The organism is Streptomyces sp. NBC_00775, from assembly GCF_036347135.1.
Taxonomy (GTDB): domain Bacteria; phylum Actinomycetota; class Actinomycetes; order Streptomycetales; family Streptomycetaceae; genus Streptomyces; species Streptomyces lutosisoli.
In genome coordinates this window covers 10,625,799-10,650,180 of the sequence record NZ_CP108938.1, presented here as the reverse complement: position 1 = coordinate 10,650,180, position 24,382 = coordinate 10,625,799, and the positions used below count along the sequence as shown (strand labels likewise).

Genomic DNA, 24,382 nt, shown 5'->3' with positions numbered 1-24,382 from the left:
CTGGCGAACATGCAGAGCCGTACGGGCGAACGTGCAGAGCATCGGTATCACCACCGCCTGGTGATCCCGGTTGTGTGGAAGGCGAACGCTGTTGCGGTAGCCGCGTCCGGCCGTGTGGACCCCAGTCCCCGGTCCCGCCGACAGATTGACTTTCCGATATGGAAAGTCAATACTGGCTTTCCCAACGGGAAAGTGAGGCGTCATGGACGAGCTGACACCCGAGCAGGCACGCGCCGCGCTGGACACCGTGGAGCGATCCCGCCGCAAGGTGATCGACGAGATCGACGCGCCGCGCTGGTACTGGACGGGCCTGGCCACAGGCTGGATCATGCTCGGCGTGATCGCCGACCTCCGTCATCCGCTGGTGACCACTGTGGTCACGCTCGCCTTCGGGGCCGCGCACTCCTCGATCGCGCCCCGGATGGTCAACGGACGGCACCGCACCGGCCGGATGAGCGTCCGCGCCGACATCGCGGGCCCACGGCTGGCAGCCTGGGTGCTGGGCAGTCTGGTCGCCTTGGTCGCAGTCACCATCGCCGCGGCGCTCATCCTGAACGCCGACGGCGCGCGTCACCCGGTCACCGGGGCGGCCGTCCTGGCCGCGGTCGTGCTCGTCCTGGGCGGGCCACTGCTGCTGGCCGCGGCACGCCGCCGCGCCGTACGGACTGGCGCGGCATCATGACGACGCCACGGTTCGACGAGCTGATCCATCCCAGCACCCGGCTGTCCATCGTCTCCCTGCTTGCGGCCGCCGACTGGGCCGACTTCGGCTACCTTCGCGACCAGCTCGCTCTATCCGACTCCGCACTGTCCAAACAGCTCTCGACGCTGGAGCAGGCCGGCTACGTCACAGTCGACCGCTCCATCAGACGCCGTGTACGGGCCCGCCTGACCACCGACGGTCGAGCCGCCTTCCAGGGCCACGTAGCCGCGCTGCAGGCCATCGTGGCCACCGCGAACGCCCCGTCCACCGGCCCCGCCGGCGACCGGCCACACAACTGACCACGAAGCCCTGCTGGAGCACCAAACCTTCTGCACACTCACCCATACCTACCTCTGCAGACCAGCCAGCACATCGACACCGGGCGCCGCATCCGGTGCCGTGTCCACGCACACGGCACCGCAGACGACAGCCCGGAAATCCACTGCCAGGACAAGGGAACACCGCCAGAACCCTCCGGACACGAGCACTCTCCCCCTTCCAGAGGCCGAAAAACTCGACAAGGCGGCGGGGTGAAGGCCTCAGTAAGCCTCCACCCCGCCGCCTTGCGGCGTTACGGCCCAGCCGTCACACACCCGTCCGGGCCACCAGCGAGCCGGCCAAAAGACGTCACCGCTGTCACCGCTGTCACCGCTGTCACCGCTGTCACCGCCACCCACGCCCTACCCAGCCGGGAGCACCTCAGCAGGGGCAGCCGGGTCAGCCGGGGCAGGGACCTGGTCAACGGGATCCGGAGCCGGAGCAGGGTCAACGGGGTCCAGAGCCGGGTCCGGAGCCGGAACCTGGTCAACGGGGTCCGGAGCCGGGTCAGCCGGAGCAGGGTCCGCGGGGTCCGCGGGGTCCGGAGCCGGATCAGCCGGAGCCGGCTTGGGGTCATCCGGCATCTTCTCGACCTCGCCCTTGTCCTTCCAGTGGTCCTCGTCCTTGGTGTCCCAGTAGTAATCCTCGTGGTGCTTGTCCCAGTAGTGGTAATCGTTGTGGGAGTCCCAGAAGTAGCACTTCTTGTGGTGCTCCACTACGTAGTAAACGTCGTAGTAGTCGTCCCAGTAGTACTCGTGGTGACCGTCCCAGTAGAACTTGTGGTGCTTGTCCCAGCAGCCCTTCTTGTGCCCCTGGTGGTGCTTCTTCCAGCACTTGCCCTTGCCGTGCTTGTGCCCGGGGGTCATGGCCCCCACCGACGTCTCGGACATCGGGGCCGCCGTTGCGGCGGCGGCCGGCAGGATGACGCCTCCGGCGACCGCCACGGCCGACGCCACCACCGTCGCCAGGCCCAGCCGGTGCTTGGAACGGGCGTCCTTGTCATTGCGGGTCATACGGCTCACGATTCCTCCTGAAAGGGAAAAGCACTTTCCGTGCCCCGGGTGCCTCGTTTTCTTTCCGGTGTCTCCGGTGAGGCCCGCACTTCAAGTAGGCCGGAATCACCGAACCCGGTCACGTTCCGAGGGCTCGGGACTTGACGGATCCAAAATCACCACGTAAAGCCACACAAACCCCACACCGCACAGCCGTCCCACAACAGGCCGGCGAAGCCGTGCCCGTTCGCCGCGCGTTCGAGGGCGATCAGCTGGTCCGCGTCCTTCTGGGCGGCGGTGAGGCGGCGGCGCCCGGCCACGCGGCAGCCGGTGACGACGACGGGACGGTCCAAGCCGTCGGCCAGGCCGAGGCCAGCGAGGCCGGCAAGTGCCCCGGGCCCGGCCTCGCGCAGACGGGCGGTGACGGCGGCCATAACGCGCGGCGCTCACGTCACAGGGGCGGCCGCGGCGGGCCGCCGGGACCCGGATCAGGCTGCCCCGTTCGCCGGCCGGGCGAGTGCAGGCCGTGTGCCGGCGTACGGACCTGTCTGGCCCCGGCAGGATTTCCGCAGCCGTCACGGAAGCGCGGTCAGAACCAACCGGCGCGCTCAGTCACGGCACAGGGTCACGTCCGGCGAAGTGGTTTGACTTGCTCCTCGGGCTGAAGCCCGAGGATTCTGGCCTTCTCGTCCGTTGCTGTGCCGCTACGCGGCACGGGGTTCGGGAGAGAATCCGTGGCTTCCTGTTTCTTCGCGCTGTGCCAGGACGAGTCCTGGTCTTACCTGCGCTCCACAGGCTGCAACCGCCAGTCCGGCGGCCGTTTTCACGTTGATCGCGGCGTTGTGGTCCCGGTCATGGACCGCACCGCACGCGGCACAGGTCCATGAGCGTACGTGCAGGGGCTTGGGGCCGTCCTTGACCCCGCACTCCGAGCAGACCTGGCTGGTGGGCTCGAACCGGCCGATCTTGACCAGGGTCCGGCCGTACCTGACCGCTTTGTAATCCAGCATGGCCACGAACTGCGCCCAGCCCGCATCATGCACACTCTTGGCCAGTCTGGTGCGCGCGAGTCCTTTGACCGCCAGGTCTTCCACACCGATCGCTTGATTGTCGCGGATCAGCTGAGTGGAGAGCTGGTGGTGGAATTCTTTGCGCGCGTCGGTCACCTTCGCGTGGGCGCGGGCGACCTTGAGGCGGGCCTTCTCGCGGTTCTTGCTGCCTTTCTGTTTGCGGGACAGCTCCCGCTGGGCCTTCTTGAGTTTCTTCTCCGCGCGGCGCAGAAACCTGGGGGAGTCGATCACGCGGCCGTCGGACAGGACCGCGAAATGGGCCAGGCCGAGGTCGATGCCGACCATCTGGTCGGTGTCGGGCATCCGGGTGGCGTCGGTGTGCGGGTTGGTGTCGATGACGAAGGAGGCGAAGTACCGTCCGGCCGCGTCCTTGATCACGGTGACCGAGGAGGGCTGGGTGGGCAGAGCTCGTGACCACTTCACCGGCACGGCCCCGATCTTCGGCAGGTTCAGCCGCCCGTTGTCGGTGATCGACCAGCGGGCGTTGGCCGTGAAGCGGATCGACTGCCGCCTGTCCTTGCGGGACTTGAACCGGGGCGCACCCATCTTCGCGCCCCGGCGCTCGCCCTTGAGGGAGGCGAAGAAGTTCCGGTAGGCGGCCTCCGCGTCGCGCAGCGCCTGCTGGAGCACCACCGAGGAGACCTCACCCAGCCAGGCCCGTGAAGCGGTCTGCTTCGCAGCGGTGATCAACTTCTTGGACAACTTGCCGGCCGCCGGGAAGGCCTCGCCCGCTGTCCGGGCGTCCTCGCGGGCGCGCACGGCGTCGTTGAACACGACGCGGGCGCACCCGAACGCCCGCGCCAGCGCGGCGCGTTGGTCGGAGTCCGGGTACAGGCGGAAGCTGTACCGAAGCTGCATGACCGCCACGCTAGACACTTGAGTTACCAGCGGCATGCAGAAGATCAGAACTGGCCGACACTGCATTTTCGTGACGCATGCGCACTTGATCTTCGTGACCAAGCTCCGGCACAAGGTGCTCACCCATGCTCATCTGACCCGCATGGAGGAGATCATGCGGTCGGTGTGCGCGGACTTCGAGTGCGAACTTGCGGAGTTCAACGGCGAGGACCACCACGTCCACCTCCTGGTGAACTTCCCGCCCAAGGTCGCCGTCACCAAACTCGTCAACTCCCTCAAGGGCGTCTCCTCCCGCCGCCTGCGCCAGGAGTTCCCCGACCTGGCACGCCACTACTGGCGCGCCAACAAGCTCTGGTCCGGGTCCTCCTTCGCCGGCACCGTCGGCGGCGCCCCGCTCTCGGTGGTCAAGGGAGTACATCGAGCAGCAGAACCGGCCGGTGTGAGCATCGCCCGGCTCCGCCGGACCAGCCATCGCGGCGCTCCGCGCCATGGTGGTGAATACGCGGCATCCGGCTCCGCCGGACCGGAATCCGCGACGCTCCGCGTCGCCACCGTCAGATTCGCTTCACCCCCGGCCTGAAGGCCGGAGCACTGCGAATGAATCCCGGTAGCGATGCGAAGTTCATGACTGTGCAGGTCAACGGGGCGGCGCAGCCGCCTCCGTGCCGGATCGTGCTGGACGCCTGCGAGCAGCACGGACAGCCTGGACGCCGTCACCGTGCATCCCCACCTGAAGTGCTCGCATTGACGAAGCGAGCCGACGCACTACCCCGTCAGGCCCGGCGCGGTTCAGGCGTTCCTACCAGGTCACCGGCAGCTCCAGCGGAAACCGCCGGATCGTCTCCGTGTCCCACCGCACTTCCTCCGGCGGCACCGCAAGCCTCAGCCCGGGGAAGCGCTCCAGGAGGCGCCCGATCGCCACTTCCAGCTCCGCCATGGCCAAGGGCACGGCGATGCACCGGTGTCCGCCCCAGCCGAACGTCATGTGCGGCTGGTAGGGCCGGTCGGGGTCGAGGACGTGCGAGTCCGGGAAGCGCTCCGGGTCACGGTTGGCCGTCAGATACGACACGTGGACGAAGTCGCCCGCCCGGATCCGTACGCCGTCCAGCTCCACGTCCTCAAGGGCCACCCGGGGGATACCGACCCCCTTGCGGAACGGGATGTGGCGGAGCATCTCCTGCAGGACGTCATTCAGGGTCTTTGGCCGGCGCCTGAGGTGTTCCATCAGCTCGGGACGCGTCAGGAGCAGATACGCGATGTCGCTGATCTGGCACGTCGCCGTGTCCTGGCCGCTGAGTGTCAGCGTCAGTGCCATGACCGCCAGTTCCCTGTCGTCAAGCTGGTCCTCGCCGTCCCGCGCTGCGGCCATCACGCTGATGAGGTCGTTGCCGGGTGAGTTCCGGCGCTGCTCGACGAGTTTGGCGAAGTAGGCCGTCAGATCGGCCTTGGCGCTCGCCGCGGCCTCCTTGCTGTCCGCGCCGACGGCGAGCATCTGGCGCACGGACTCCTGCATCTGGGGCCATTCCTCCCGTTCGACGCCGAGGAGGTCCAGGATGGTGTGCTGGGGAAGCGGGTCGGAGAGGTGCTGGACCAGGTCCGCCGGCGGGCCCTGCTCCTCCATCTCGTCCAGCAGGACGTCCGCGAGCCAGGTGATCCGGCTCCGCATCCCGTCGACCTGCTGCTGGGTGAAGGCCTGCGAGGCCAGCTGGCGGACGCGGCTGCTGTGCGGCGGGTCCATCACGTTGATCGATTCGGGCGAGACGATGGGCTCCGGCGTCAGCCGGGGGTAGTCGTGGCCGATGACGGCGGCCCGGCTGAGCCGGTGGTCGGTGGTCACCTGCTTGACGGAGTCGAAGCCGGTGACCAGCCAGGCGTCCGCATCGCCGTAGGGAAGCCGGATGCGTGCGGGGGAATCGCGGTGCATCAGGTCCGCGAGCGCAGGGTCGAACTCCAGGGCTTCGCTGAAGTCGAACGGGCAGATGCTTGTCTCGTTGTCGGCGGTCATCAGCCGGCTCCTCCGGGCATGGGTACGACGTTGGTGGTGTCCACGGCCCGGCGAATGGCCTTGGCGAGGCTGACGGCATCGCCGACGGCCCAGTAGTGGACGAAGAACAGGCGTGGTTCGTCGGTGAGGTTGTGGTGGTGCACCTCGACGAGTTCGACGCCACCGCGCCGCAGGGCCACGAGGACGGGCTGGACCTCCTTGGCGATCATGACCAGGTCACCGCTGAGGGCGGCCCTTCCGCCGCCGAGCGGCTGAAAGTTGACGGAGGTGGTGGCGCCCAGTCCCGGAGGCAGGATCACAGGGCCGTCGGCGACGGTCTCGCGGCGGACATAGGTGCACTTGTAGATCTCGCCGTCGGCGGCGCCCTTGACGCCCATGGCGGCGTCGATCGCGGCGGTGTCCAGGTCGACGGGCAGCGAGGGGGTGGTGGGTTCGGCGGGCGGGGTGCCGGTGCAGTCGAATGCGGCGCGCAGACCGCGGGCGACGGTGACCGGATCGTGGCCGTGGGCGTGCAGATGAACCCACCAGACATCCGGCTCATGGGCGAGCAGGTGCTTGTGGATGGCGGTCTGCATGATCCCATGCTGCTGCAGGACGTCGCTGAAGTGCTGCAGTTCGCGCTCGGTGACCACGGCGTCGCCCATCAAAAGCGTGCTGTGGTCTGCGTACCGGACGAAGGACACGTGCGTGCCCAGGGCGAGCGCGGGGTTGATCCGGATGCCGCGGGAGAAGACCGTAAGGTCCCGGCGCGGCAGGCCCGTGTGGTACATGAACCGTCTCATGTCACCGGGTCGGCCGAGAGCCTCGCCCACGTCCGCCCAGTCCGCCAGCTTGGTCATCACCGGTTCGACCAGGGCGCGGTCCTCCGGTCCGGCGGACAGGGCGCGGGCCCCGGCAGGCACACCAGTGAGTATGGGCGCAAGGGCGGCCGCGGCCAGCACGCGGCGCCGGGACGCGGTGAGTCGGGAGCGGGTGTCCTGCTGCGGCTTGTCAGCCATGTCATATGCCTCCTGGCGCGATGGAAGCACGGGAGACCGCGTGGACCGCTGATCGGCACAGTCACATCCCGCCAGGTGGGCTAAGGGGGTCCTCAGTTGTGATCAATGGGCTTGCGGGAGGCTGCGGAGCCAGATGGTCGCTGTGCGGAGATGGAGTCCGGCAAGGTAGCTCTCGGGCGTCTTGTCGTAGCGGGTGGCGATGCCTCGCCAGTCCTTCATCGTATTGATGGCCCGCTCAACCGTGTTGCGGTCGCGGTAGAGGCCGGTGTCGTGAGTGACGGGTCCGCCGCCCCTGCTGCCCATCTTCCTGCGGTTGGCGGCCTGGTCCTTCTTCTCCCAGATGACCGCCTTGATGCGGCATTTACGCAGGTGAGCGCGGTTGGCGCGGGAAGAGTACACCTTGTCGGCGGCCACGGCGGCGGGCCGGGTGCGGGGCCGGCCGACGGGCAGGCGGACCCCCACCTTCTCCAGGACGGGGATGAACTGGGGGCTGTCGGCGGCCTGTCCGGCGGTCAGGACCAGCGCCATCGGTCGCAGCGCCGGTCGGCCGCCAGGTGGATCTTGCTGGTCAGTCCGCCGCGGGACCGGCCGAGCAAGGCGGCCTTCAGCCGGGCTCTGCGTCTGCGGCGGATGCGCCGCGTTCGGACCGCACCGGGTCGCTTTCGCAAGCGATCGGCGTGGAGGACCTGGCGGTCAAAGGACTCGCGCGCACCAGGCTGGCCAAGAGTGTCCACGACGCCGGATGGTCGGCGTTCGTGACCATGCTGGAGTACAAGGCGGCCCGGTACGGCCGGACCCTGGTCAAGATCGGCAGGTTCACACCGACCTCCCAGGTCTGTTCGGCCTGCGGTATCAAAGACGGACCCAAGCCCCTGCACGTCCGGGAATGGACCTGTGCTGCCTGCGGGACCCTCCATGGCCGGGACCACAACGCCGCGATCAACGTCAACACGGCCGCCGGACTGGCGGTTGCAGCCTGCGGAGCGCCGGTAAGACCAGGACTCGTCCCGGCACAGCGCGAAGAAACAGGAAGCCACGGATCCCCGCCCGAACCCCGTGCCGCGTAGCGGCACAGCAACGGACGAGAAGGCCAGAATCCTCGGGCTTCAGCCCGAGGAGCGAGTCAAATGTACCTGCCCAGCGACCCCTGGACCCGCAGGACCTGACCGACCTGCTCGACAGCAGGTACGGCGCCCCGCGCACCCTCGTCCTCGACGGCTTCACCGATCCGACGGACGACGAGTCCAGGGGCGCGGCTCTCCTTGTCTCCTTCGAAGACCGGGCCGTGACGATTCGGGCGTGGGCGTACGGGGGTCAGTGGATCGGCACAGGTACGGCGCGGGACGCCGAGGACGCCGAGCGTCCGGTGCTGGTGGTCGCTCACAGACAGGTGCCAAAACCCTTGGCGGTCGCTCGGGACGAGGACGTCGACTGGATGGAGCGGCTCAGACGGATCACCGGCTGGACACAGCCCGTCCAGCGGCCGGACATGGACTGGGCGGAGGTGGAGTCGCGCCTGGGTACCGCGCTGCCGAGCGACTACAAGCGCATGGTCGAGACGTTCGGCAGGGGCGCCTTCGACGGTTATGGGCGGGCACCGAGCACGAGGACCTGTACTGCTGGAGGGCCGACGGCGACGACCCCGACCGCTGGCCCGTCGTGGTCCGGTCCTTCGACGGCGAGGACCTCCCCTTCGACTGCCAAGCCGCGGAGTTCGTCTGCCGCATCCTCATCGGCCTGCACCACCCGTACACGATGGCCCGCTATTTCGACACGCACTGGTTCATGACCTACCGGGAAAGCGGCTGATCAAGCCCCGCCGCCAACGGCATCCGCAGCCCGGTCGGCGACACTTCGGGGAACAGGACAGAAAGACTCGTCTGCCACAGCAGACTCGCCACATGTGATGAAGTCTCAGGGCAGCCGAACGCCCGCGGCATCACCGGTTCCCTCGGACGATCTAACCGCGGGGCGCCGCCGCGCCCCCTCCCCCTGCGGCCGCACATCCCTCCCCCGGCCGCTGCGCCGCCGCTTTCCCCCGCCCGCCGGGCCGGCACCCGGCACGCGGCACCACCAGGCGTGCCGCCGCAGCACCCTGGCGACGCCGGCGACGCGCCGGGGTGTGCAGAACCCGGCGGCCGGACGCCGCCTCCATCCGCCGCAACGTCCACCGCCCGCCGCCCCGGCCATGAACCACAGGCCCCCGGCCAGCCCGGCTTCCCGCCATGCGAACCGGGCCCCGCCCGGCCCCCCAGGCAGGGATGCCGGGTAGGCCGGGGCCACAGCCCGCGAGGGCCCTGCCGCCAGATCCGCCGCCACTGCCGCACCGCGGCAAACCCGCCGGCCCCTGGCGATCACCGTGTCCGTCCCGCCCGCGCCAGGCGCCCGGCCGCCCCCGGCCCCACCCCCGCGCGAGCTCCCGCCGCCCTGCCATCAGCCCACCGCCGACCGCAGCGCACAGTGCGGGGAGCAGCACCCGTCAACACCCCACGACACCACACGGGCAACCTCAGTAACCGGACGAACGGGCAAAGACCGGCCGGGCCCACAGCGGCGGCTCCGGGGGCAGCCCGGCAGGCTGCGCGGCCCCGGCAGAGCCACGGCCCGCCCGCGCCGGCGGATGCGCATCCCCGCCGGCACTCCCCGCAGCGGCGCGCAGAGCCGCCACGAATTCCAGGCAGGAGCCGTAACGGTCCTCGGGAACCTTCGCCAGCGCCCGGGCCAGCACATCGTCCATCCCCGGCGCAGTGCCCGGCCGCCTCTCACTCAGAGCAGGCGGAGAATCGTACTGATGCGCCCACAGCAGCGCGATGTCGTCATCCCGCTGGAAAGGCGGCCCGCCCGCGAGGGTCTCGTAGACGACGCAGGCCAGGCTGTACAGATCACACCGGCCGTCCACCGGACGGCCCGAAATCTGCTCCGGTGCCACATAATCCAGCGTGCCGACGAACTCGCCCACCGTGGTAAACCCGGTCAACGACAGCGATTTCTTCGTCAGCCCGAAATCCGTGAGATACACGTGCTCGGGATGATCACTGTCCGTGCCCCGGGCCACCAGAATATTCCCGGGCTTGACATCCCGGTGCACCAGATCATGCTCATGCGCCGCATCAAGCGCCGACGCCACCTGAGCCGCAATACGCAGCGCCGTCTCCACTGGCAACGGGCCGTCCCGGTCAAGCAAAGCCCGCAGATCCAGCCCCGGCACATAACGCATGGCGATATACAGGACACCATCCGTCTCACCGGCCTCAAAAATCGGCACAATATGCGGATGGTCAATCGCAGCCGCCACCCGCGATTCATACGTGAAACGCCGGCGGAACGTCTCATTGCGGACCATTTCCGGAGCCAGCAGCTTCAGCGCCACCGTGCGGTCCAGATGCAGATCCCGCGCGCAATACACCACCGCCATACCCCCCCGCCCGATCTCACGCTCCACCCGGTACCCCGCAATCTGCGCCCCCACCAAACCCGAAGCCCGCCCCGTATACACCTCCTTCCCCTCCGACCCACCCGCACCCGCACCCGCACCCGCACCCGCACCCGGCACATCCGGTCCCGCACCCATCACACACACCCCACCCGCACCCGCACCCGCACCCGCACCCGCAGCCCCAACCCCGTGAAACCGGCAAACCACCTATCCATACACAAATACTATCCAGCGGCCCACACCACCCACCCGACCGGCCGCACACCACACCAGCACAGGCCCGGACCCGGACCGGGAAAGGACGCCGCGCCGACCCGACCACACGCGAGACCGGCCCCCGATGGCAATACCGCATGCCGGATGACCCGCCGCAGACCTGGAACCGGCCACGAACGGGCGCTCTCCGAAACCATCCACCACCGGATGGCGAACGTCACCGCCGGGACACTCCCCCGCACCAGACGAAGACCCCGAACAACCCCTACACCCGCACCGCCACGGCACAGACAGGTGCGATCAAGTCCACCCCTCAGCTCCAGGCCGGCCCGGAGCAAAACCGGAACACGAAGGGCAACGGACCGCGACCGCCCCGCAGCCGGACCCATCCACCGGTCACGGCCCGCCACCGCCACGCCACTGCCCCGCCACCGCCACCCCTCCCACACCAGCAACATCGAACGGGCCCTGCTCAAGGCACTTCCCCCGACTCCCGCCCGCCCCCCCCCCAAGAGCTCGTAACAGGATCTTGCTGAGGTGCCCCGGAGAAGCGGCCCCGACGCCGCGCGGTCGACGCCATCCGCTACATCACCGACAACGGTGCGAAGTGAAGGGCACTTCCCGCCGACTTCGGCATCCCCTGGCGCACCGTCTTCGGGTATTTCACCCGCTGGGCGAAGGCCGGCACGCTCAAGCGGATACTCGACCAGATGCGCCGTCGGCTGCGGCTGGTCGCTGGAGCGTCCGTTGCATCCGTAGACGTGGCAGAACAGGCGATCCGCACTGCACGGGGCGCCGGGACGCAGCCAGTGGCTCACGTCCACCGCAAGGACGAGCCGGTTGCCGGCGGCCTTGGGCTGCGGCAGCACGGCCAGGGCCCGCCGCACTAGGTCCGCGTCGATGCCGCCGCAGTTCAGTGCGTCGTACAACGCGCCGTGACCACGCCGGTGTTCGGCCAGCAGCACAAGGCCGACCGGCGAGGTCACGGGGCCGCTCTCGCAGAGCATCGCGTCGGTGATCTCGAACAGCGTGAAGTCGAACGTGTCTCGCCGGGCATCGTGGTGCAGCAGACTCACCCCTGCGGCCTTCGTATGAGTGCGATTCTGTGAGGGAACGCATGCTCATGCGGGGCCGTCCGCCTGTCCGGCGAATGCCCAGGTGAGTGACTCAGTTCGGGACACCGTTCGAAGCCAGCCGCATACTTCTCGCATGCCTTCTCTCCTGGATGTCCTGCAGTCTCTTGATGACCAGCCCGCTGAAGCAGCCATCTTCGCGGCCAGGCCCTGGACGGCCATTTCGGACGCTGCTGTGGGAGTACTCGACGAGCCGCCGCACGGCCTCACTTACCTGCTCGAAGTCGAACTGGCCGAGGACGTTCTCGAAGTGTGGTCATCCTGGCGTGATGGGGCCGAGCCGAACGTCCAGCAGAAGTGCCAGGCCGTCATCCACTATGCCGAGCACGACGCATACCTGGACGTGCACCGCTGAACACCACCAGCTTCGCAGGCGCCTCAAGGTTAAAAGACAAGATCAGAGCAGGCCTTCGATCGTGTTGGGCATCTTGCGGATGCGGCGCCCCGTCGCGTGGTGGATGGCGTTGGAGATGGCCGCTGCGGCGCCGACCTGGCCGACCTCCCCGACGCCCTTGACACCGAGCGGATTGACGATCTTGTCCTCCACCTCGATGAGTTCGATGTCGACCTCGGGGGCGTCGGCGTTGACCGGGACGAGGTAGTCACCCAGGCTGGAGGCGACCCAGCGGCCGCGCCGCGCGTCCATGTAGTTGGCCTCCAGGAGAGCTTGGCCCAGTCCCCACAGCATGCCGCCCATCAACTGGCTGCGGGCCGTCTTGGTGTTGAGCACCCTGCCGGGGGCGAAGGCGCCGACCATCCGCCGGACCCGGGCGAGGCCGGGGTCGACGGCGACCTCGGCGAACTGGGCGCCGAACGTCATCATCCCGTAGTTGTTGACGCTGTGCGAGGGCGACCAGGCGCCCGCGGCTTCGACGTCGGGCAGGAAGTTGCGGTGGAGCAGGTCCCCGTAACTCTCCCCGATGCTCGGCTGGTCGCGCAGCGTCATGCGGCCGTCCCGCACGACGACGGTGCTGGGATCGGCGCCGTGCAGCGGCGACTGGGCATCGCCGACGGCCTGGGCGACGAGCTGGTCGCGCAGGTGGGTGGCCGCGGTGTGGACGGCGGCGCTGATCATGCCCGATCCCGAGGAGCCGACCGCGGACGCGATGGTGGGCAGCGCGGTGTCACCGCCCTCGAAGCGGCACCGCTCGACGGGCAGGCCCAGCGCGTCGGCGGCGACCTGCGTCATCACCGTGGCGACCCCGGTGCCGAAGTCGGGCGTGGCGGCCTGGACCACGGCGGTGCCGTCGGCGTACAGCCGGGCGCGGGCCCGCTGTGGGTTGTTCGGGCCGTAGACCGGATAGCCGGCTGTGGCCATGCCGTAGCCGATGAGCCAGTGGCCGTCGCGGTGCGAGCGGGGTTCGGGGTTGCGGCGCTGCCAGCCAAAGCGCTCTGCGCCGCGCTGGTAACACTCCTTCAGGCCCGTGCTCGACCACGGGTTGCCGGTGTTCGGATCCGTGTCGGTGTAGTTGCGCAGGCGCAGTTCGATGGGGTCGATGCCCAGTTGTCGGGCGAGGTCGTCCATCGCGCACTCCAGGGCGAACATGCCCGAGGCCTCGCCGGGGGCCCGCATGAAGGTGGGCGTCATGGTGTTGGCGCGGATGAGCCGGTAGACGCCTTCGTAGTTCGGGCAGGCGTAGATCTGGCCGGCCACGCCCAGAGAGGGTTCGGCCCAGTCGTCGAAGTGCGAGGTGGGCGAGAGTTTGTGGTGCCGCAGCGCGGTCAGCCGCCCCTGCGTCGTCGCGCCCAGGGTGATGCGCTGCTCCTGTTCCTCCCGGTGCCCGACCGAGGTGAACATCTGCTCACGGGTGAGGGTGAGCCTGACCGGGCATCCGGTCATGCGGGAGGCGAGCGCGGCCAGTGCGGGATGGGCCCAGATCATGGCCTTGCAGCCGAAGCTGCCGCCGACGAAGTGGGACAGGACGCGGACCTTCGACGGGGTGAGACCGAGCAGTGCGGCGACGGTGAGCTGGGTGGCCGCCACGCCCTGGGTGGCGTCGTAGAGCGTGAGCTGGTCGCCGTCCCAGGTCGCGGTGGTGGCCGACGGCTCGATGGGGTTGTGGTTGTTGGCTGCGTAGGTGTACGCGGCGTCGATGCGCACATCGGCCTGGGCCAGGCCCGCCTCCACGTCCCCGCGCTGGTTCCGGCCCGGGATGAAGCCCGCGAAGATCGCCTCGGGCTCGTAGGCCTGGTCGCGACCCTGGTCCAGGAATGGCTTGGCGAGCTCCCACAAGCCGTCCGGACAATCCAACTCCACGTGCCCCGCCCCATGAACAGCCCAACGAGCGATCACCATGTAGGACACGGTCTTACATGAGTACGCCGACAGGTGTACCTGCGCCGGGCACGACACCCCCGCCCAGACTTCCCGCCCTCCGACCGGACACCGGGCCTGCTCAAAGCCCTCCGCGAGAGCGACACGCCCCCACCGGCAGACCCGTGCGGCCCGGACCATTCCTCACCACACGCTGCAAGCCGCCCGGGTCGCCGGTGCGGCGGCGGCACGGGCCGGCCCGGCCTCAGCCGGCTCCCCCGTTGCCGCCGCGCCCGCCCTGGCCGCTGCTCTGGCAGCCCGCGCCGATGCAGATCCCGCCGTTGCCGCCCCTGCCGCCCCTGCCGCCGTCACCGGAGCCCACCGCGTCCCCACCATTGCCGCCGCTGCCGCCGTTGGCGCTGCCGCCGCAGATCCCGGCGCAGATCCCGCCGCCCCCGCCGTCCGCCCCTGCCTGGCCCGGACCGCCGGCCGTGCCGTTGCCGCCGTTGGCGCTGCCGTTGCAGATCCCGGCACAGATCCCGCCGCCCGCGCCACTAGTCCCGTTGACCGTCCCGTTGCAGTTGCCCGCGCACACCCGGTCACCGATACGGACACTGCCGCCTCCCACCTTGATGTTGTTGGACCCCCCGGTGCCACCGAACACAGTGCCGCCCGGCTGCGCGCCCCCGCCGTCCGCGGCCGGCAGAACCCGGGCGGCCTGCGCCGCGGCCGCATGCCCCTGCGGCATCGGCGCCGCCATCGCGGCCGGCGCCAGCGCACCGGCCGCCAGACCAGCGGCCAGGACAGCCGAGACCGTGAGACCGAGACGGATTTTCCAAGAGCGCATACGCATGAAATTCTCCCTTCCCGAAGAATTCGTTTCCGTGACGCGGATTCCCTTTCCGCCTCTTCCGGCCCGTGACGCGGCTTCCTTTTTCCGCCGCTTCCGGTCCGTGACGCGGTTTCCCTTATTTCCGCCTCTCCCCGGTCCGCCCGCGAGGACAGTACGGAAGAGGCCACCGGGCGGGCCCTGCAATCGAGCAGGCCGGCCCGGCGCCAAGGCCCCTTCAGGAGCCGAAGAGGAAGTCCACTCCCGTCAGCGCGGCCCAGTCACCGTCGCGGAACTGCTTGACCCAGGTGCCGATCTCCTTCTCCGAGACCTTGTACTTCTTGGCGACCTCGGCCTTCTTCGCCTGGCCGGACTCCACCGCCATCACGATCCGTATCTTGTCGATCATCGTGAGCTTCGATGCGGGTTTGTCGGGCAGATCGCCGAACCGCAAGCAGGACGTGCCGGGCTTGCCGGGCTCACCCGGCCGACCGGGCTCACCACCCCTGCCGCCTTCCCCGCCCTTCCCGCCCTCCCCGCCTTCTCCGCCCCTGCCGCAGTGGGAGGACCGGTCAGCCACGGCCACATGGCCGGTGACCGCCGCGGCACTCGGCGACGCCTGCGCGGCGCACGCAGTGCCGGTGGCCAGGGCCACCGAGGCCACCGCCAGGATGAGGGGACGCTGCCAAAGCCTTCTGGACATGAGAGTTCTCCGTTTCCGTCACGAGATGTCACACGAGGTGAAAATTTGAAGGAGATGGGGGGGGGGGTGGAGGCCGCTTCGACCTCCACCCCGCCGGGGCGGGCCACCAGGGCCCGGACACCGCAGCCCCATTGCGGGGCTGCCGGCGCGGGAGCGTCAGAAGATGCTGCTGCCCCCGGCGCCACCACCGCCGCCCAGGCCGCCGAAGAGACCACCCAGGCCGCCCTTGCCGCCCTTGCCTCCGTTGCCGCCCTGGAAGACACCGTCGCCGCCGGTGCCGCCCTTGCCGCCGTTGCCGCCCTTCAGGACGCCGTCACCGCCACCACCGCCACCGCCGGCGTTGCCGCCGAACAAGCCGGTGCCACCGTTGCCTCCCTTGCCGCCGTTGCCGCCGACAACACCGTCGCCGCCACCACCGCCGCCACCGCCGCCGCCGCCGGACAGGACGCCGTTGCCGCCGTTGCCGCCCTTGCCGCCGTCACCACCGACACCCAGCACACTGCCGCCACCAGAGCCGCCGGAGCCGCCGCCACCGCCGATGAGGCCGCCCCCGCCATCCCCTCCGTCACCACCGACACCGCCGCCGTGAACAAAGCTCACAACATGCGAAGCCGGCATCGGGGCAGCCATCGCGGAGGACGCCGGAAGGAGAATGCCCCCCGAAATCATTGCGGCCGAAGCGAAAAGCGTCGCAAAACGCAGACCACGCCGCCGGGAACGGACATCACTGTGGGTGTGAACATTACGAGTCATGGTTTTTCTCCTAGCAATACAGAGGGGCCCAATCACGCGCCCCAGGAATTCTGGACAATGGCCAGCGGACCGGAGAAAGGGACAACCTCGGTGAGGAATTTCCACCCCCACCGCACTGCCTCATTTCCTTTCCGTTGAGGCCCGCACCTCAAGTAGGCCCCGCACACCCGCCACCGTCACGCTCCGACAAGTCGTGGCTTGACCAAACCCCACACATCAGGTAAAAGCCCACAAAAACGCCGCCGGCGAACACCCACACCCCCACCCCCGCCCCGCCGCCCATAACCACGCCCACAGGCCGCACCACAGCGATGAAGGCCCACCCGGCCCCGACCGATACCGCGAAGGCCCCTGCAGCCCGACAAAGGAACCCTTCACCAGCCGAAGCGACCACACCGGCCAGAGAAAGACCCACCTGCTCCCAGATCCACACGAACACCCCGGTGAAGCCTCCGGCGGCTACGCCGATGAGTTCGGGCTCTGGCTCTCGTTGTGTGGTCGCGTGACTCTCGGTTACGCCAACAGGACTCGTGCGCGCAGGAGCTCGAATCCTGCGCGGCCGAACATCTGGCGCTTGAGCTCCGCCTCTTCCTGCGGTTCCTCAGGCTGGGCGGCGTGGGACGCAAGCAGCCACGGTGCCGGTAGACGCACTTCTCGGCGGCTTCGCCCAGGTTGTGCCAGAGATGCCATCGGTCGGCGACCTGGAGTGCCTGCGGGGCGCCGCGGATGGCGCCTTCGGCGAAGAAGGGCGCCCGGGCACGGCAGACGATCTCGATGCCGGGCCGCTCGGCGAGCCAGGCCGTGAGCGTGTCCGCCTCCCGATCGGGAAGGAGGTCGACCGGGCGACGTGTCTCGACATCGACGAGCACGGTTCCGTAGACACGGCCCTTGCGCTAGGCCTACTCGTCCACGCCGACCACACGGGGTACTGCGGTGGCGGGGTCCGGAAGCGAGGCGATCAACCTCAACAGGGTGTTCTGGCTGACCGGAACCTTGAAGGCGTCCGTCATCCGGGCGCCGGCCCGGCCCGCGAGCGCAAGACCGACCGACACCAGCGTCAACCGCAGCCGCTCGGTCCGTCGCCCGAACCTGCGGGTGAGACCGGGTACTTGCTCGGCGAAGGTCATGCGCTCGCAGGATTCCTCCTCGCAGACGAACCTCCGCACCCGCAACGACACCACGACGAACTTGCCCGCCGTCGGCAGATCACGAGGAAATCGCAGGTAGGAGCCGTGTATTCGCCCCGACCAGCACCCGCACCCCGGACAGGCCGCCCGCCCTGCGGTCGTACGGGCCTCGACCTGGACGACCGTGTCGATCACCTCGACCGATTCCACCAACACGCCCCCGACCGAGGAAAACAGCAGCTCGCTCAACTGCGGCAGCACTTCGTTCACAGCGAAGGACTGTCGACCTGCACCGTCTTCCTATGCGGTCACGGGTCGCCTCCTTGCCACCCTCACGCTGCTGCTGCCATCACGGCAACGAGCACGCTGACAAGAAGAATGGAGCGCCGAACTGACTGCCCACGTCACCCGCCACGCCCGCACCCGCACCCGCACCCGCTTCACACTCCACGTCCTGCTCGGCGCGCCCCGACTCTCCATGACGCTGCGCCACCCTTCCCGTCAGGGCTGACCACCTGGATGGCCGGAGCGCTCGCCGTAGGCGGCCTCGTACTGGTGGCGGTAGTGGTCTTCGTCCCCCAGTGAGAAACCAGCTCGCCGCCTATGCCGACTGCTCCAGGCCTGGCAGAGATCCACGACCGGTGTCGCCGGACCTGAACCAAGCCCGTATCTGGCACCGTTTTCCCTCACCCGGGACGGTCTGTGACGGTCGCTGTGCACGGTCACCATCCTGACGAGCCGTGCACCGCGACGTGTACCGGGCAGTAGTGGGTCGGATCCCATTCTGTTTGAGGCTCTTTACACCTGTACGAACCGCTGTCGGCCGTCCGAAGTAAACTGACTGGCCTGGCGGTCAGTTCGTCTCAGGCCGGGCGTCGGCCGGGGTCGCTACGGGTGCGGTCGGTTCCGGGGTGTCGGTGGCGGTGTAGTAGACGGAGGAGCCTTGCTTGGTGCGCTGGGCATGGCTCTTGGCGACGAGTCCTTCGACCGTGGTGCGCACAACGGTGGCCTTGATGGTTCGGTCGGGATGGGCCTGGCCGAGTGCGGTGGCGATTTCGGCGGCAGAGCGGGGTTCGCTCTGATCGGTGAGGTGGCGGCGGATGAGCTCGACGAGGGTGAGCTGGGCCGCCTTCGCGGCCGTCGCTTCGGGCACGGCTGCGGGCTTCTTGGAGGCAGGCTTCCTGGCTACCTTGCCATCTTGCACAGCGGGGGTCTTTTTCGCCCGTGCCCGCTTGCCGGCACCGGGTTCGGTGTCGGTCTTCTGCCGGGGCACTGAGGGTGCTGCTGTCTCTTCGGCGGCGGGCTGCGTGGCTGTGTCCGCAGAGCCGAGTGCCTTTTGCATGTTGGTCAGCACGGTGTGGTCGTGCCGCAGGGCGCGCAGTTGTTCCTGCAGCGCGTCGATGTCCGCATTGATGCGTTCCTGCTCCTTGGCGTTGCGCTCAAGGTCGTTGGCCACCTGGGCCGAGTACTGCGATGTCAGTTCGGTGGTGGGGGCCTGAGTGTCAGGCATGATGCCGACCTTTCCTCGGTTCGCGGCCGCGGGCTGAAGTAGCCCCGCAGAGCTGGCGCCAGGGCCGGGCAGTGAATCCGCTGGCGATGATGAAGTCATCGGTGGGCCGCGATTGCTGTGGGCTGCCCGCGTGTAGCGATAGTACGGGCGGGCGGAGCCAGTTGTTCCGCTCGGGCGATGTCTTGCACTCACCCGCACTGTCATCCATGGACCGCAGTCAGTGCGGTCCATGCTCACCGGGCCGTGCTGTGGCGCGCCGTTGAGGCAGATGCCAGACGGCTTCGCCGGTTGCCCAGTGGTGGTGCCACGTGGTGAGTGTGTGTGATACGCGGTCATGGATCCCGGTGCGGGCACCTGTACGACGGCCAGCGCCGGGCATCTGCCGCCCGCTGCCGTGCGACCGGACGGCGGCATCGAGGTCTTGTGGCTCCCGGCCGGCCCGCCCATCGGCACTGGACTCGGTGGCTACGAATCGCTCACCGTACGAATGGACCGCCGCACCACTCTGCTGCTCTACAGGGACGGCCTGGTGGAACGACGCGGCACAGACATCGACATCTCGGTGCAGGCGCTTGAGACGGTGAGCCTGCCAGCGAACGGCCCTCTCGACGACATGCTCGACACGTTCCTGGCCCGCCTGGCGAACGGTGCGTACGAGGACGACGTCGCGATCCTCGCCGCTCGCCAGCGCGACGGAAATGAATGACCCTCCCCGCTCAACCTTCGATGAGAAACGGTCAACCTTCGCTACGACAGAACACGGGTGTCCTATCGCGCCGAGGTTGAGCGGTCTCACCGAAGGCTGATCGCTGGGCCTCCGTCTCATCGAAGGCTGGTTGACTGACTACGGCCCCGCGACACGGAGCCAGCAATGGTGGCGGCCCGGATCACTCGGTGCGGAGGTGCTGCCGCCGTGGAAAATGAGAGTCGGCTGCGGTCAGAGAGTGAGTAGTCGGACGAGCAGCACCACCAACGTGCCCACGGTGAACACCGACCCCAACACGGTGAACAGCATGTCGATCGCCGCTATGTCCCAGCCCGGGATCGCAAACCGGCGGGGATCTTCCGGATCGTATCGGACCATGACAGAGGTCCCCACGCCGAAGCCGCCTGCGACGGAACCGCGGCCAAACCGGGATGCGTACTCGCACTCGCGGCCGTCCCGGGTCGTCCAGGCTGCGACCGGGTGGTAAAACGTGGCACCTTCGTCGTCTCGCCTGACATCGTGGCGGACGATCCAACCCTGTGCGGTGACACCTGTACGACGGAGCGCGCGGGCGCGGCGGAGTCCGTACACGCCGAAGCTGAGGAAGACCGCGCCGATCGTCAGCGGGATGAGCAAGAAGAGCCATTCGCGTTCCATGTGTGGTGCGACGCGTGCGCGGGGCTGACGGTTGCGAATGGGGCGGCTGTGGCAGCCTGCCTGCCCCCGCTCGCGCAGCGCCTCCAGGACGGACAGCGACTTCTCCCAGTTCCTCATCCACTCCCCCGACGGTGTGCGTCCCCGCCGACGCCCCTCGCGGCGGGCAGGCGATCATGGTCTCGGGGCCGGGATAGTTGGCGTAGGGTGGAGCCATACGACGCGGGGTGGAGCAGCTCGGTAGCTCGCTGGGCTCATAACCCAGAGGTCGCAGGTTCAAATCCTGTCCCCGCTACTGAAGCCTGAGGGGCCAGCACGATGTGCTGGCCCCTCAGGCGTGTCCAGCCCCGGGGCACGCGGCATTTCAGCACGCGCCTCGGACGGGTCGAACTGCGCTGTGGGCACCGCAGTTGGACTACTCACCATCGGGATCGCAAACAGGTACTGATCTTCTTCTTTGAGGTTGGACCGGGCCAGTGGCGACATGCGTGCGGCAGCGGGTCGCTAACCGCCCCGAGCCAATCCGATGGCACTGACAGCCTTCAGACGACAAGACTGCTCCGGTGAACAACCTGCCACCGTCGCCGTCACGCATTCCCTGTTCGCCCTGGAGCACGTCCTTGCCGAGCGTCTGGCCGTCAACAAACCACTCCGGGACCTGATCGAGCGGGCCGCCGACGCAAGGCTCATCGCGGTAGAGCTCGCCGCCGAACTCGACCGCAGCCGACTGCTGCGCGACAAGCTCATGCAGGGCGCCGTGATAAGTGCCGCCCTCAGCCCGGCCGGGGCCACGGAGCGTTCCTCAAACTCGCCTGTTGCCTGATCACCTATAGACAACTCAGCTCATCGAGGCAGCCGTTGTCGTTTTGAGCGCGGCCCAGTTCACTTTGCTGGGGCAGTAATTGGCCAAGGAGGGCGGTCACGCTTGGCTGGCCGGACCAGAGGTGAACGCCAGCCCGGGCGAGGACCCTGTTCGGGCGACGTTTCCCTCGTCGTGACGTGGCTCGAAAGAAGATCAGCTCACGCGATACTTGCCGAACACATACAGCACCCCTGCGAACAGGAACTTTCCGCGGCCGCCCAACACCCCGTAGATCTCGACGAAGGCGTCTCTCGAATTTGGCACAGCCGCGATCCGCACGGTGAACGTGCGTCGGCCGGTCAGCCGGTGGCTGTACCACGCATCACGCTCGATGTCCGTTTCCGGCAGGGCCGTCTCGACGACCTCCCATTCGGAGTCCGCGAAGTCGTGCTCGGCGAAGTGCGCCAACACCTCACACAGGGGGCGTAGGTTCTCGCCGTAGATCCGCCGCTTGGTTATGGCGCGGGTCTCGCCAATTGAGTAGGCGTGGACACCGTCCCAGACTCCCAGGCGCACGAGACGGCGCTGACGGCCTCTCTCGAACCGGGTGAACATCCCAAGCCATCCGCCGAGCACCACGCCCGTGCCCAACGCTGGCAGAACGTCGCCCTCGAAGACGAGGAGGAAGAGGCCCCAGAAGAAAATCCCTGCCACAAGCCACACAACGAGTGGCCGCCTCGCTGCGAACATCTGCGATCTAGTCGGAGGTCGTTGACCTCCGAGGGCGCGGTCGAAAGCCCGTAGGCACGCGCCAGATCCCCACCCTTGATCGGCATGGCGGGATCGTAGCCCGTCCTCCGCTACAGAGGTAGGTCCCGGCCTCCGCATCGCAGAGCCATAGTCAAGAGTTGTGGGCGAGCTGAATTCGACGCTTTGCTCTGCTACATCTCGTGGAACTCGACCAACCATCCTCGACGGACGCGTGCTGCGCTCACACAGTAGGAGGCCCGGCCAGACAGGAGACCACCAGCAAGCCGCTCACCGAGTCGCAGGCGACCAGCCCGAGCTGGCCGCCTGAAAAGCGTTCGTCGCCCGTCGCCCAGCGGCGCTAACCTCGCCGGTCATGGGAGCACGAGCGCAGTACGTGGTGGTCGAGAACGGCGCCTGGCAGCGGTACTACTCGCACTGGGCCGCCAACCGGGTAGTTGACGATCTGCTGCCCGGTCCGGCCGTGGCGACACGCTGCTTCCGCGGCAACCGGGAGATCGACGAATGGCTCGACGACGTGTGGTGCGAGGGCGCCGCACTGGTCGACCACGATCGCCGGATCCTGCTCTGGTTTGCCTTCGCGGACAGCTGGGCCGACCACCTCGCCGCCCGCGCCGTACTGGCCCGGACATGGCCCGGCTGGGACGTCCGCTTCGCGCACGACGGCATGGGCGATCTGACCCACCACCTGGGCCTCGGCAGGGACCTGACCCGTCCGCCGGGCTGGTTCGAGACCTTCGAACCTTCCTGGTTCGCGGACACCGAGAACACCGAGCCCTGGTCCGTCGTCTCCCTGTGCCTGCCCGACGGAAGCGTTCGCGCGTGGGGCAGCGGTCGGGAGCCCATCGAGCACGTCGCCGACGGCCCCGGCCTGATCGACCTGCTCGTTGCGTCGCCGAACACGCCTCCGCTCACAGACATGCCGTACGGCGGCGTCCATTTTGACCCGCAGGCCCGCGCCGTCTCGCTCTGGGCAGTGCAGACCGTGGCCGGCATTCACAACTGGCCGTTGCCGGGCTGGGAGAACTGGGTCCTGGACTTCCGCGGCGACGACCACACCCAGCAGGCCGGGCTGCTCTCCGCGGACTTCCCCTTCCCTCAGCCCCCGCTCGCGGCCGCACTGCGGAGGCTCGGCGACGGCCTCAGCACCCCGCCGCCCGACAACGGCGCGTTGCTTGCCCGCGCCACGGCCGTGTCTGGTCCGGAGGGCACCGCCCCCGTGGTGACCCCCGCTGCGCTGGTGCCGCACGAACTAGCCGATCCCAACCCGGCCGAACTGGCCGCGCTGCGTACGGCGCTCGATGAGCTGGTCGCAGGGGCGGAGGTTGACTGACCACCACCTCATCGGCTCCACGTGGGCCAGATCGGACAGCACCGCGGCCATCTCCTCGGCATGCGCGACGTGCAGCGGCAGCAGGTCCAGCCGCTAGTGCTGATGGCCTGGGCCGCGAGGGTACTCACACCGCGACCGCCGATGGGCGTTCGACGAGCCGGCCGCGTTCGAAGCGGGCTCCGGCACGGACGAGGGCGACGAGGTGGGGCGCGTTCACCGCCCGCCACCGCTGCTGGGCGGACTCGACGAGTTCGAAGACCATGGCCAGGGCGGCGGTGCGGGATCCGGCGCCGCGGGTGACGTTGGTCCGCAGACGGACGGTGGCGAAGGTGGACTCGATCGGGTTCGTGGTCCGCAAGTGGATCCCGTGCTCGGCCGGGAAGCCGAAGAACGCCAGCAGCTCCAGCGGGCAGGCGCAGTTCCCGGCCCAGTTGTACGACATCAAAGGCGCCATCCGCTGGCTGTGCGCCAACTCGGCGACGTACCACCTCGACCCGGATCGCATCGCGATCATGGGTGACTCGTCCGACGGCTGGACCACGGCGATGGCCGCGGTCACCGGTGACATCCCGGCGCTGGAGGGCGACGTCGGCACACGTGGACCCTCCAGCACCGGCCAGGCGACCGTGCCGTTCCACTCGCCGACCGACTTCCTGCAGATGGACGCGCACATGCCGGACAACTGCACGGCGTTCACCGCGGCGTTCGGGCTGACCAACTGTCACTCCGACGCCCGCTCCCCTGAATCGGGGCTGCTCGGCTGCACCATCACGGCCTGTCCCGGCAAGGTCGCCGCCGCGAACCCGCTCACCTACATCGGCGACCAGCGCACCCCGCCGTTCCTGATCCTGCACGGCGAGCAGCACGCCATCGTTCCCTACCACCAGAGTCGCCTGCTGTACGACAAGTTAGCCGCCGCGGGCGACGACGTACGCCTGATCTCCTTTCCGAAGGCAGAGCACGGACACGCACACGGGACGAGCGGTCGGTGCACGGTGGGCCGGGGCGACCAGGAAGTGGTCATGGTGCGTACGTCGGTTGGCGGGACTCAGTGGCTCAGCCGGCGGGCAGCCGATCCTTCTCCGACGACCTCGCACTGGCAATCGGTGCTGGCATCGGGGCGGGACTCACGGCGTCCGATGGGTGCGATCGCAAGGCGGAGGAGGCACAGGACGTGCAACTGTTCGGGATCGGCAGGAGTCTAGCGATCGAAG

General features: G+C 68.6%; 23 protein-coding genes, 1 tRNA gene and 7 pseudogenes. 12 read left to right on the top strand and 19 right to left on the bottom strand.

Annotated features, from left to right (window positions below; genetic code table 11):
• Positions 1-202: 202 nt before the first annotated feature.
• Positions 203-682 carry a hypothetical protein gene (locus OIC96_RS47595; protein WP_330301845.1) on the top strand — a complete coding sequence of 160 codons (480 nt, stop codon included), beginning with the start codon at positions 203-205 and terminating at the stop codon, positions 680-682.
• Positions 679-1,002: a transcriptional regulator gene (locus OIC96_RS47590; protein WP_330301846.1), complete on the top strand. Its 324-nt coding sequence runs from the start codon at positions 679-681 to the stop codon at positions 1,000-1,002. The genes OIC96_RS47595 and OIC96_RS47590 overlap by 4 nt, the downstream gene beginning before the upstream one ends.
• A 381-nt stretch (positions 1,003-1,383) precedes the next feature.
• Here OIC96_RS47590 and OIC96_RS47585 read toward each other — a convergent pair whose 3' ends face one another.
• From OIC96_RS47585 to OIC96_RS47575, 3 genes are all read right to left on the bottom strand, one after another.
• Entirely contained in the window at positions 1,384-2,043 is a 660-nt protein-coding gene (locus tag OIC96_RS47585; RefSeq protein ID WP_330301847.1) for a hypothetical protein, read from the bottom strand.
• Between the two features lie 146 nt (positions 2,044-2,189).
• Positions 2,190-2,447, bottom strand: a complete 258-nt coding sequence (locus OIC96_RS47580) for a hypothetical protein (protein WP_330301848.1) — start codon at positions 2,445-2,447, stop codon at positions 2,190-2,192.
• 270 nt (positions 2,448-2,717) lie between these two features.
• Complete coding sequence (locus OIC96_RS47575) at positions 2,718-3,941, bottom strand: RNA-guided endonuclease InsQ/TnpB family protein (protein WP_330301849.1); 1,224 nt, start codon at positions 3,939-3,941, stop codon at positions 2,718-2,720.
• A 34-nt stretch (positions 3,942-3,975) separates the two neighbouring features.
• On the opposite strand from OIC96_RS47575, the pseudogene tnpA reads away from it, so the two are divergent.
• A pseudogene (gene tnpA / locus OIC96_RS47570) lies at positions 3,976-4,384 on the top strand (IS200/IS605 family transposase).
• Between the two features lie 356 nt (positions 4,385-4,740).
• On the opposite strand, the gene OIC96_RS47565 reads toward tnpA, so the two are convergent.
• From OIC96_RS47565 to OIC96_RS47555, 3 genes and pseudogenes are all read right to left on the bottom strand, one after another.
• Positions 4,741-5,946 carry a cytochrome P450 gene (locus OIC96_RS47565; protein ID WP_330301850.1) on the bottom strand — a complete coding sequence of 402 codons (1,206 nt, stop codon included), beginning with the start codon at positions 5,944-5,946 and terminating at the stop codon, positions 4,741-4,743.
• Positions 5,946-6,944, bottom strand: coding sequence for a DUF1259 domain-containing protein (locus OIC96_RS47560; protein WP_330301851.1), 999 nt, complete (start codon positions 6,942-6,944; stop codon positions 5,946-5,948). The genes OIC96_RS47565 and OIC96_RS47560 overlap by 1 nt, the downstream gene beginning before the upstream one ends.
• Before the next feature lie 102 nt (positions 6,945-7,046).
• Positions 7,047-7,597 (bottom strand): annotated as a pseudogene (locus OIC96_RS47555) (IS5 family transposase); the annotation flags it as partial.
• A gap of 9 nt (positions 7,598-7,606) precedes the next feature.
• On the opposite strand from OIC96_RS47555, the pseudogene OIC96_RS47550 reads away from it, so the two are divergent.
• Positions 7,607-8,011: pseudogene (locus OIC96_RS47550) on the top strand (RNA-guided endonuclease InsQ/TnpB family protein); the annotation flags it as partial.
• Between the two features lie 56 nt (positions 8,012-8,067).
• Here OIC96_RS47550 and OIC96_RS47545 read toward each other — a convergent pair.
• Positions 8,068-8,328: a hypothetical protein gene (locus tag OIC96_RS47545; protein WP_330301852.1), complete on the bottom strand. Its 261-nt coding sequence runs from the start codon at positions 8,326-8,328 to the stop codon at positions 8,068-8,070.
• A gap of 275 nt (positions 8,329-8,603) precedes the next feature.
• On the opposite strand from OIC96_RS47545, the gene OIC96_RS47540 reads away from it, so the two are divergent.
• The gene (locus tag OIC96_RS47540; RefSeq protein ID WP_330301853.1) at positions 8,604-8,753 is read left to right on the top strand and encodes a hypothetical protein; all 150 of its coding nucleotides are present in this window, start codon (positions 8,604-8,606) and stop codon (positions 8,751-8,753) included.
• A gap of 700 nt (positions 8,754-9,453) precedes the next feature.
• Here OIC96_RS47540 and OIC96_RS47535 read toward each other — a convergent pair.
• Complete coding sequence (locus tag OIC96_RS47535) at positions 9,454-10,440, bottom strand: serine/threonine-protein kinase (protein WP_330301854.1); 987 nt, start codon at positions 10,438-10,440, stop codon at positions 9,454-9,456.
• A 692-nt stretch (positions 10,441-11,132) separates the two neighbouring features.
• Here OIC96_RS47535 and OIC96_RS50045 point away from each other — a divergent pair.
• Positions 11,133-11,283 (top strand): annotated as a pseudogene (locus OIC96_RS50045) (transposase); the annotation flags it as partial.
• Positions 11,284-11,324: 41 nt separating this feature from the next.
• Here OIC96_RS50045 and OIC96_RS47530 read toward each other — a convergent pair.
• Positions 11,325-11,666 (bottom strand): annotated as a pseudogene (locus tag OIC96_RS47530) (transposase); the annotation flags it as partial.
• A 139-nt stretch (positions 11,667-11,805) separates the two neighbouring features.
• Between OIC96_RS47530 and OIC96_RS47525 the strand changes: the two are divergent.
• Complete coding sequence (locus OIC96_RS47525; RefSeq protein ID WP_330301855.1) at positions 11,806-12,084, top strand: hypothetical protein; 279 nt, start codon at positions 11,806-11,808, stop codon at positions 12,082-12,084.
• Between the two features lie 42 nt (positions 12,085-12,126).
• On the opposite strand, the gene OIC96_RS47520 is transcribed toward OIC96_RS47525, so the two are convergent.
• From OIC96_RS47520 to OIC96_RS47490, 7 genes and pseudogenes are all read right to left on the bottom strand, one after another.
• A complete protein-coding gene (locus OIC96_RS47520) occupies positions 12,127-14,025 on the bottom strand; it encodes a xanthine dehydrogenase family protein molybdopterin-binding subunit (RefSeq protein WP_330301856.1) in 1,899 nt (632 codons plus the stop codon).
• Positions 14,026-14,248: 223 nt separating this feature from the next.
• On the bottom strand, positions 14,249-14,836 hold the full coding sequence (locus tag OIC96_RS47515; RefSeq protein ID WP_330301857.1) for a hypothetical protein: 588 nt from the start codon (positions 14,834-14,836) through the stop codon (positions 14,249-14,251).
• A 214-nt stretch (positions 14,837-15,050) separates the two neighbouring features.
• Positions 15,051-15,515, bottom strand: a complete 465-nt coding sequence (locus OIC96_RS47510) for a helix-turn-helix domain-containing protein (RefSeq protein WP_330301682.1) — start codon at positions 15,513-15,515, stop codon at positions 15,051-15,053.
• A 156-nt stretch (positions 15,516-15,671) separates the two neighbouring features.
• On the bottom strand, positions 15,672-16,115 hold the full coding sequence (locus tag OIC96_RS47505) for a hypothetical protein (RefSeq protein WP_330301683.1): 444 nt from the start codon (positions 16,113-16,115) through the stop codon (positions 15,672-15,674).
• A 527-nt stretch (positions 16,116-16,642) separates the two neighbouring features.
• A pseudogene (locus OIC96_RS47500) lies at positions 16,643-17,146 on the bottom strand (ISL3 family transposase); the annotation flags it as partial.
• A 21-nt stretch (positions 17,147-17,167) separates the two neighbouring features.
• Positions 17,168-17,665, bottom strand: coding sequence for a transposase family protein (locus OIC96_RS47495; RefSeq protein ID WP_330301858.1), 498 nt, complete (start codon positions 17,663-17,665; stop codon positions 17,168-17,170).
• A 583-nt stretch (positions 17,666-18,248) separates the two neighbouring features.
• Complete coding sequence (locus tag OIC96_RS47490; RefSeq protein ID WP_330301859.1) at positions 18,249-18,905, bottom strand: hypothetical protein; 657 nt, start codon at positions 18,903-18,905, stop codon at positions 18,249-18,251.
• 334 nt (positions 18,906-19,239) lie between these two features.
• On the opposite strand from OIC96_RS47490, the gene OIC96_RS47485 reads away from it, so the two are divergent.
• Entirely contained in the window at positions 19,240-19,611 is a 372-nt protein-coding gene (locus OIC96_RS47485) for a PP2C family protein-serine/threonine phosphatase (protein ID WP_330301860.1), read from the top strand.
• Positions 19,612-19,842: 231 nt separating this feature from the next.
• Here the strand turns inward: OIC96_RS47485 and OIC96_RS47480 are convergent, their stop codons facing one another.
• Positions 19,843-20,385, bottom strand: coding sequence for a DUF3592 domain-containing protein (locus OIC96_RS47480; protein ID WP_330301861.1), 543 nt, complete (start codon positions 20,383-20,385; stop codon positions 19,843-19,845).
• 101 nt (positions 20,386-20,486) lie between these two features.
• Here OIC96_RS47480 and OIC96_RS47475 point away from each other — a divergent pair.
• Both OIC96_RS47475 and OIC96_RS47470 read left to right on the top strand, forming a co-directional pair.
• Positions 20,487-20,560: transfer RNA gene (locus OIC96_RS47475), tRNA-Met, on the top strand.
• 231 nt (positions 20,561-20,791) lie between these two features.
• Positions 20,792-21,088 (top strand): hypothetical protein, encoded by a 297-nt coding sequence (locus OIC96_RS47470; RefSeq protein WP_330301862.1) that lies wholly within the window; start codon positions 20,792-20,794, stop codon positions 21,086-21,088.
• Between the two features lie 192 nt (positions 21,089-21,280).
• Here the strand turns inward: OIC96_RS47470 and OIC96_RS47465 are convergent, their stop codons facing one another.
• Positions 21,281-21,817 (bottom strand): hypothetical protein, encoded by a 537-nt coding sequence (locus tag OIC96_RS47465; RefSeq protein WP_330301863.1) that lies wholly within the window; start codon positions 21,815-21,817, stop codon positions 21,281-21,283.
• A gap of 373 nt (positions 21,818-22,190) precedes the next feature.
• On the opposite strand from OIC96_RS47465, the gene OIC96_RS47460 reads away from it, so the two are divergent.
• Positions 22,191-23,168 carry a hypothetical protein gene (locus tag OIC96_RS47460; protein WP_330301864.1) on the top strand — a complete coding sequence of 326 codons (978 nt, stop codon included), beginning with the start codon at positions 22,191-22,193 and terminating at the stop codon, positions 23,166-23,168.
• Between the two features lie 124 nt (positions 23,169-23,292).
• Here the strand turns inward: OIC96_RS47460 and OIC96_RS47455 are convergent.
• Positions 23,293-23,568, bottom strand: a pseudogene (locus OIC96_RS47455) (IS256 family transposase); the annotation flags it as partial.
• Positions 23,569-23,599: 31 nt separating this feature from the next.
• Between OIC96_RS47455 and OIC96_RS47450 the strand changes: the two are divergent.
• Positions 23,600-24,373 (top strand): alpha/beta hydrolase, encoded by a 774-nt coding sequence (locus OIC96_RS47450; RefSeq protein WP_330462156.1) that lies wholly within the window; start codon positions 23,600-23,602, stop codon positions 24,371-24,373.
• The last annotated feature ends 9 nt before the right edge of the window (positions 24,374-24,382 follow it).

Coding starts and splice junctions, on each gene's coding strand:
- OIC96_RS47595 (WP_330301845.1), top strand. CDS start 203: ATGGACGAGCTGACACCCGAGCAGGCACGCGCCGCGCTGGACACCGTG.
- OIC96_RS47590 (WP_330301846.1), top strand. CDS start 679: ATGACGACGCCACGGTTCGACGAGCTGATCCATCCCAGCACCCGGCTG.
- OIC96_RS47580 (WP_330301848.1), bottom strand. CDS start 2,447: ATGGCCGCCGTCACCGCCCGTCTGCGCGAGGCCGGGCCCGGGGCACTT.
- OIC96_RS47575 (WP_330301849.1), bottom strand. CDS start 3,941: ATGCAGCTTCGGTACAGCTTCCGCCTGTACCCGGACTCCGACCAACGC.
- OIC96_RS47565 (WP_330301850.1), bottom strand. CDS start 5,946: ATGACCGCCGACAACGAGACAAGCATCTGCCCGTTCGACTTCAGCGAA.
- OIC96_RS47560 (WP_330301851.1), bottom strand. CDS start 6,944: ATGGCTGACAAGCCGCAGCAGGACACCCGCTCCCGACTCACCGCGTCC.
- OIC96_RS47525 (WP_330301855.1), top strand. CDS start 11,806: ATGCCTTCTCTCCTGGATGTCCTGCAGTCTCTTGATGACCAGCCCGCT.
- OIC96_RS47520 (WP_330301856.1), bottom strand. CDS start 14,025: ATGGTGATCGCTCGTTGGGCTGTTCATGGGGCGGGGCACGTGGAGTTG.
- OIC96_RS47515 (WP_330301857.1), bottom strand. CDS start 14,836: ATGCGTATGCGCTCTTGGAAAATCCGTCTCGGTCTCACGGTCTCGGCT.
- OIC96_RS47510 (WP_330301682.1), bottom strand. CDS start 15,515: ATGTCCAGAAGGCTTTGGCAGCGTCCCCTCATCCTGGCGGTGGCCTCG.
- OIC96_RS47490 (WP_330301859.1), bottom strand. CDS start 18,905: ATGCCTGACACTCAGGCCCCCACCACCGAACTGACATCGCAGTACTCG.
- OIC96_RS47485 (WP_330301860.1), top strand. CDS start 19,240: ATGGATCCCGGTGCGGGCACCTGTACGACGGCCAGCGCCGGGCATCTG.
- OIC96_RS47480 (WP_330301861.1), bottom strand. CDS start 20,385: ATGAGGAACTGGGAGAAGTCGCTGTCCGTCCTGGAGGCGCTGCGCGAG.
- OIC96_RS47470 (WP_330301862.1), top strand. CDS start 20,792: ATGGCACTGACAGCCTTCAGACGACAAGACTGCTCCGGTGAACAACCT.
- OIC96_RS47465 (WP_330301863.1), bottom strand. CDS start 21,817: ATGTTCGCAGCGAGGCGGCCACTCGTTGTGTGGCTTGTGGCAGGGATT.
- OIC96_RS47460 (WP_330301864.1), top strand. CDS start 22,191: ATGGGAGCACGAGCGCAGTACGTGGTGGTCGAGAACGGCGCCTGGCAG.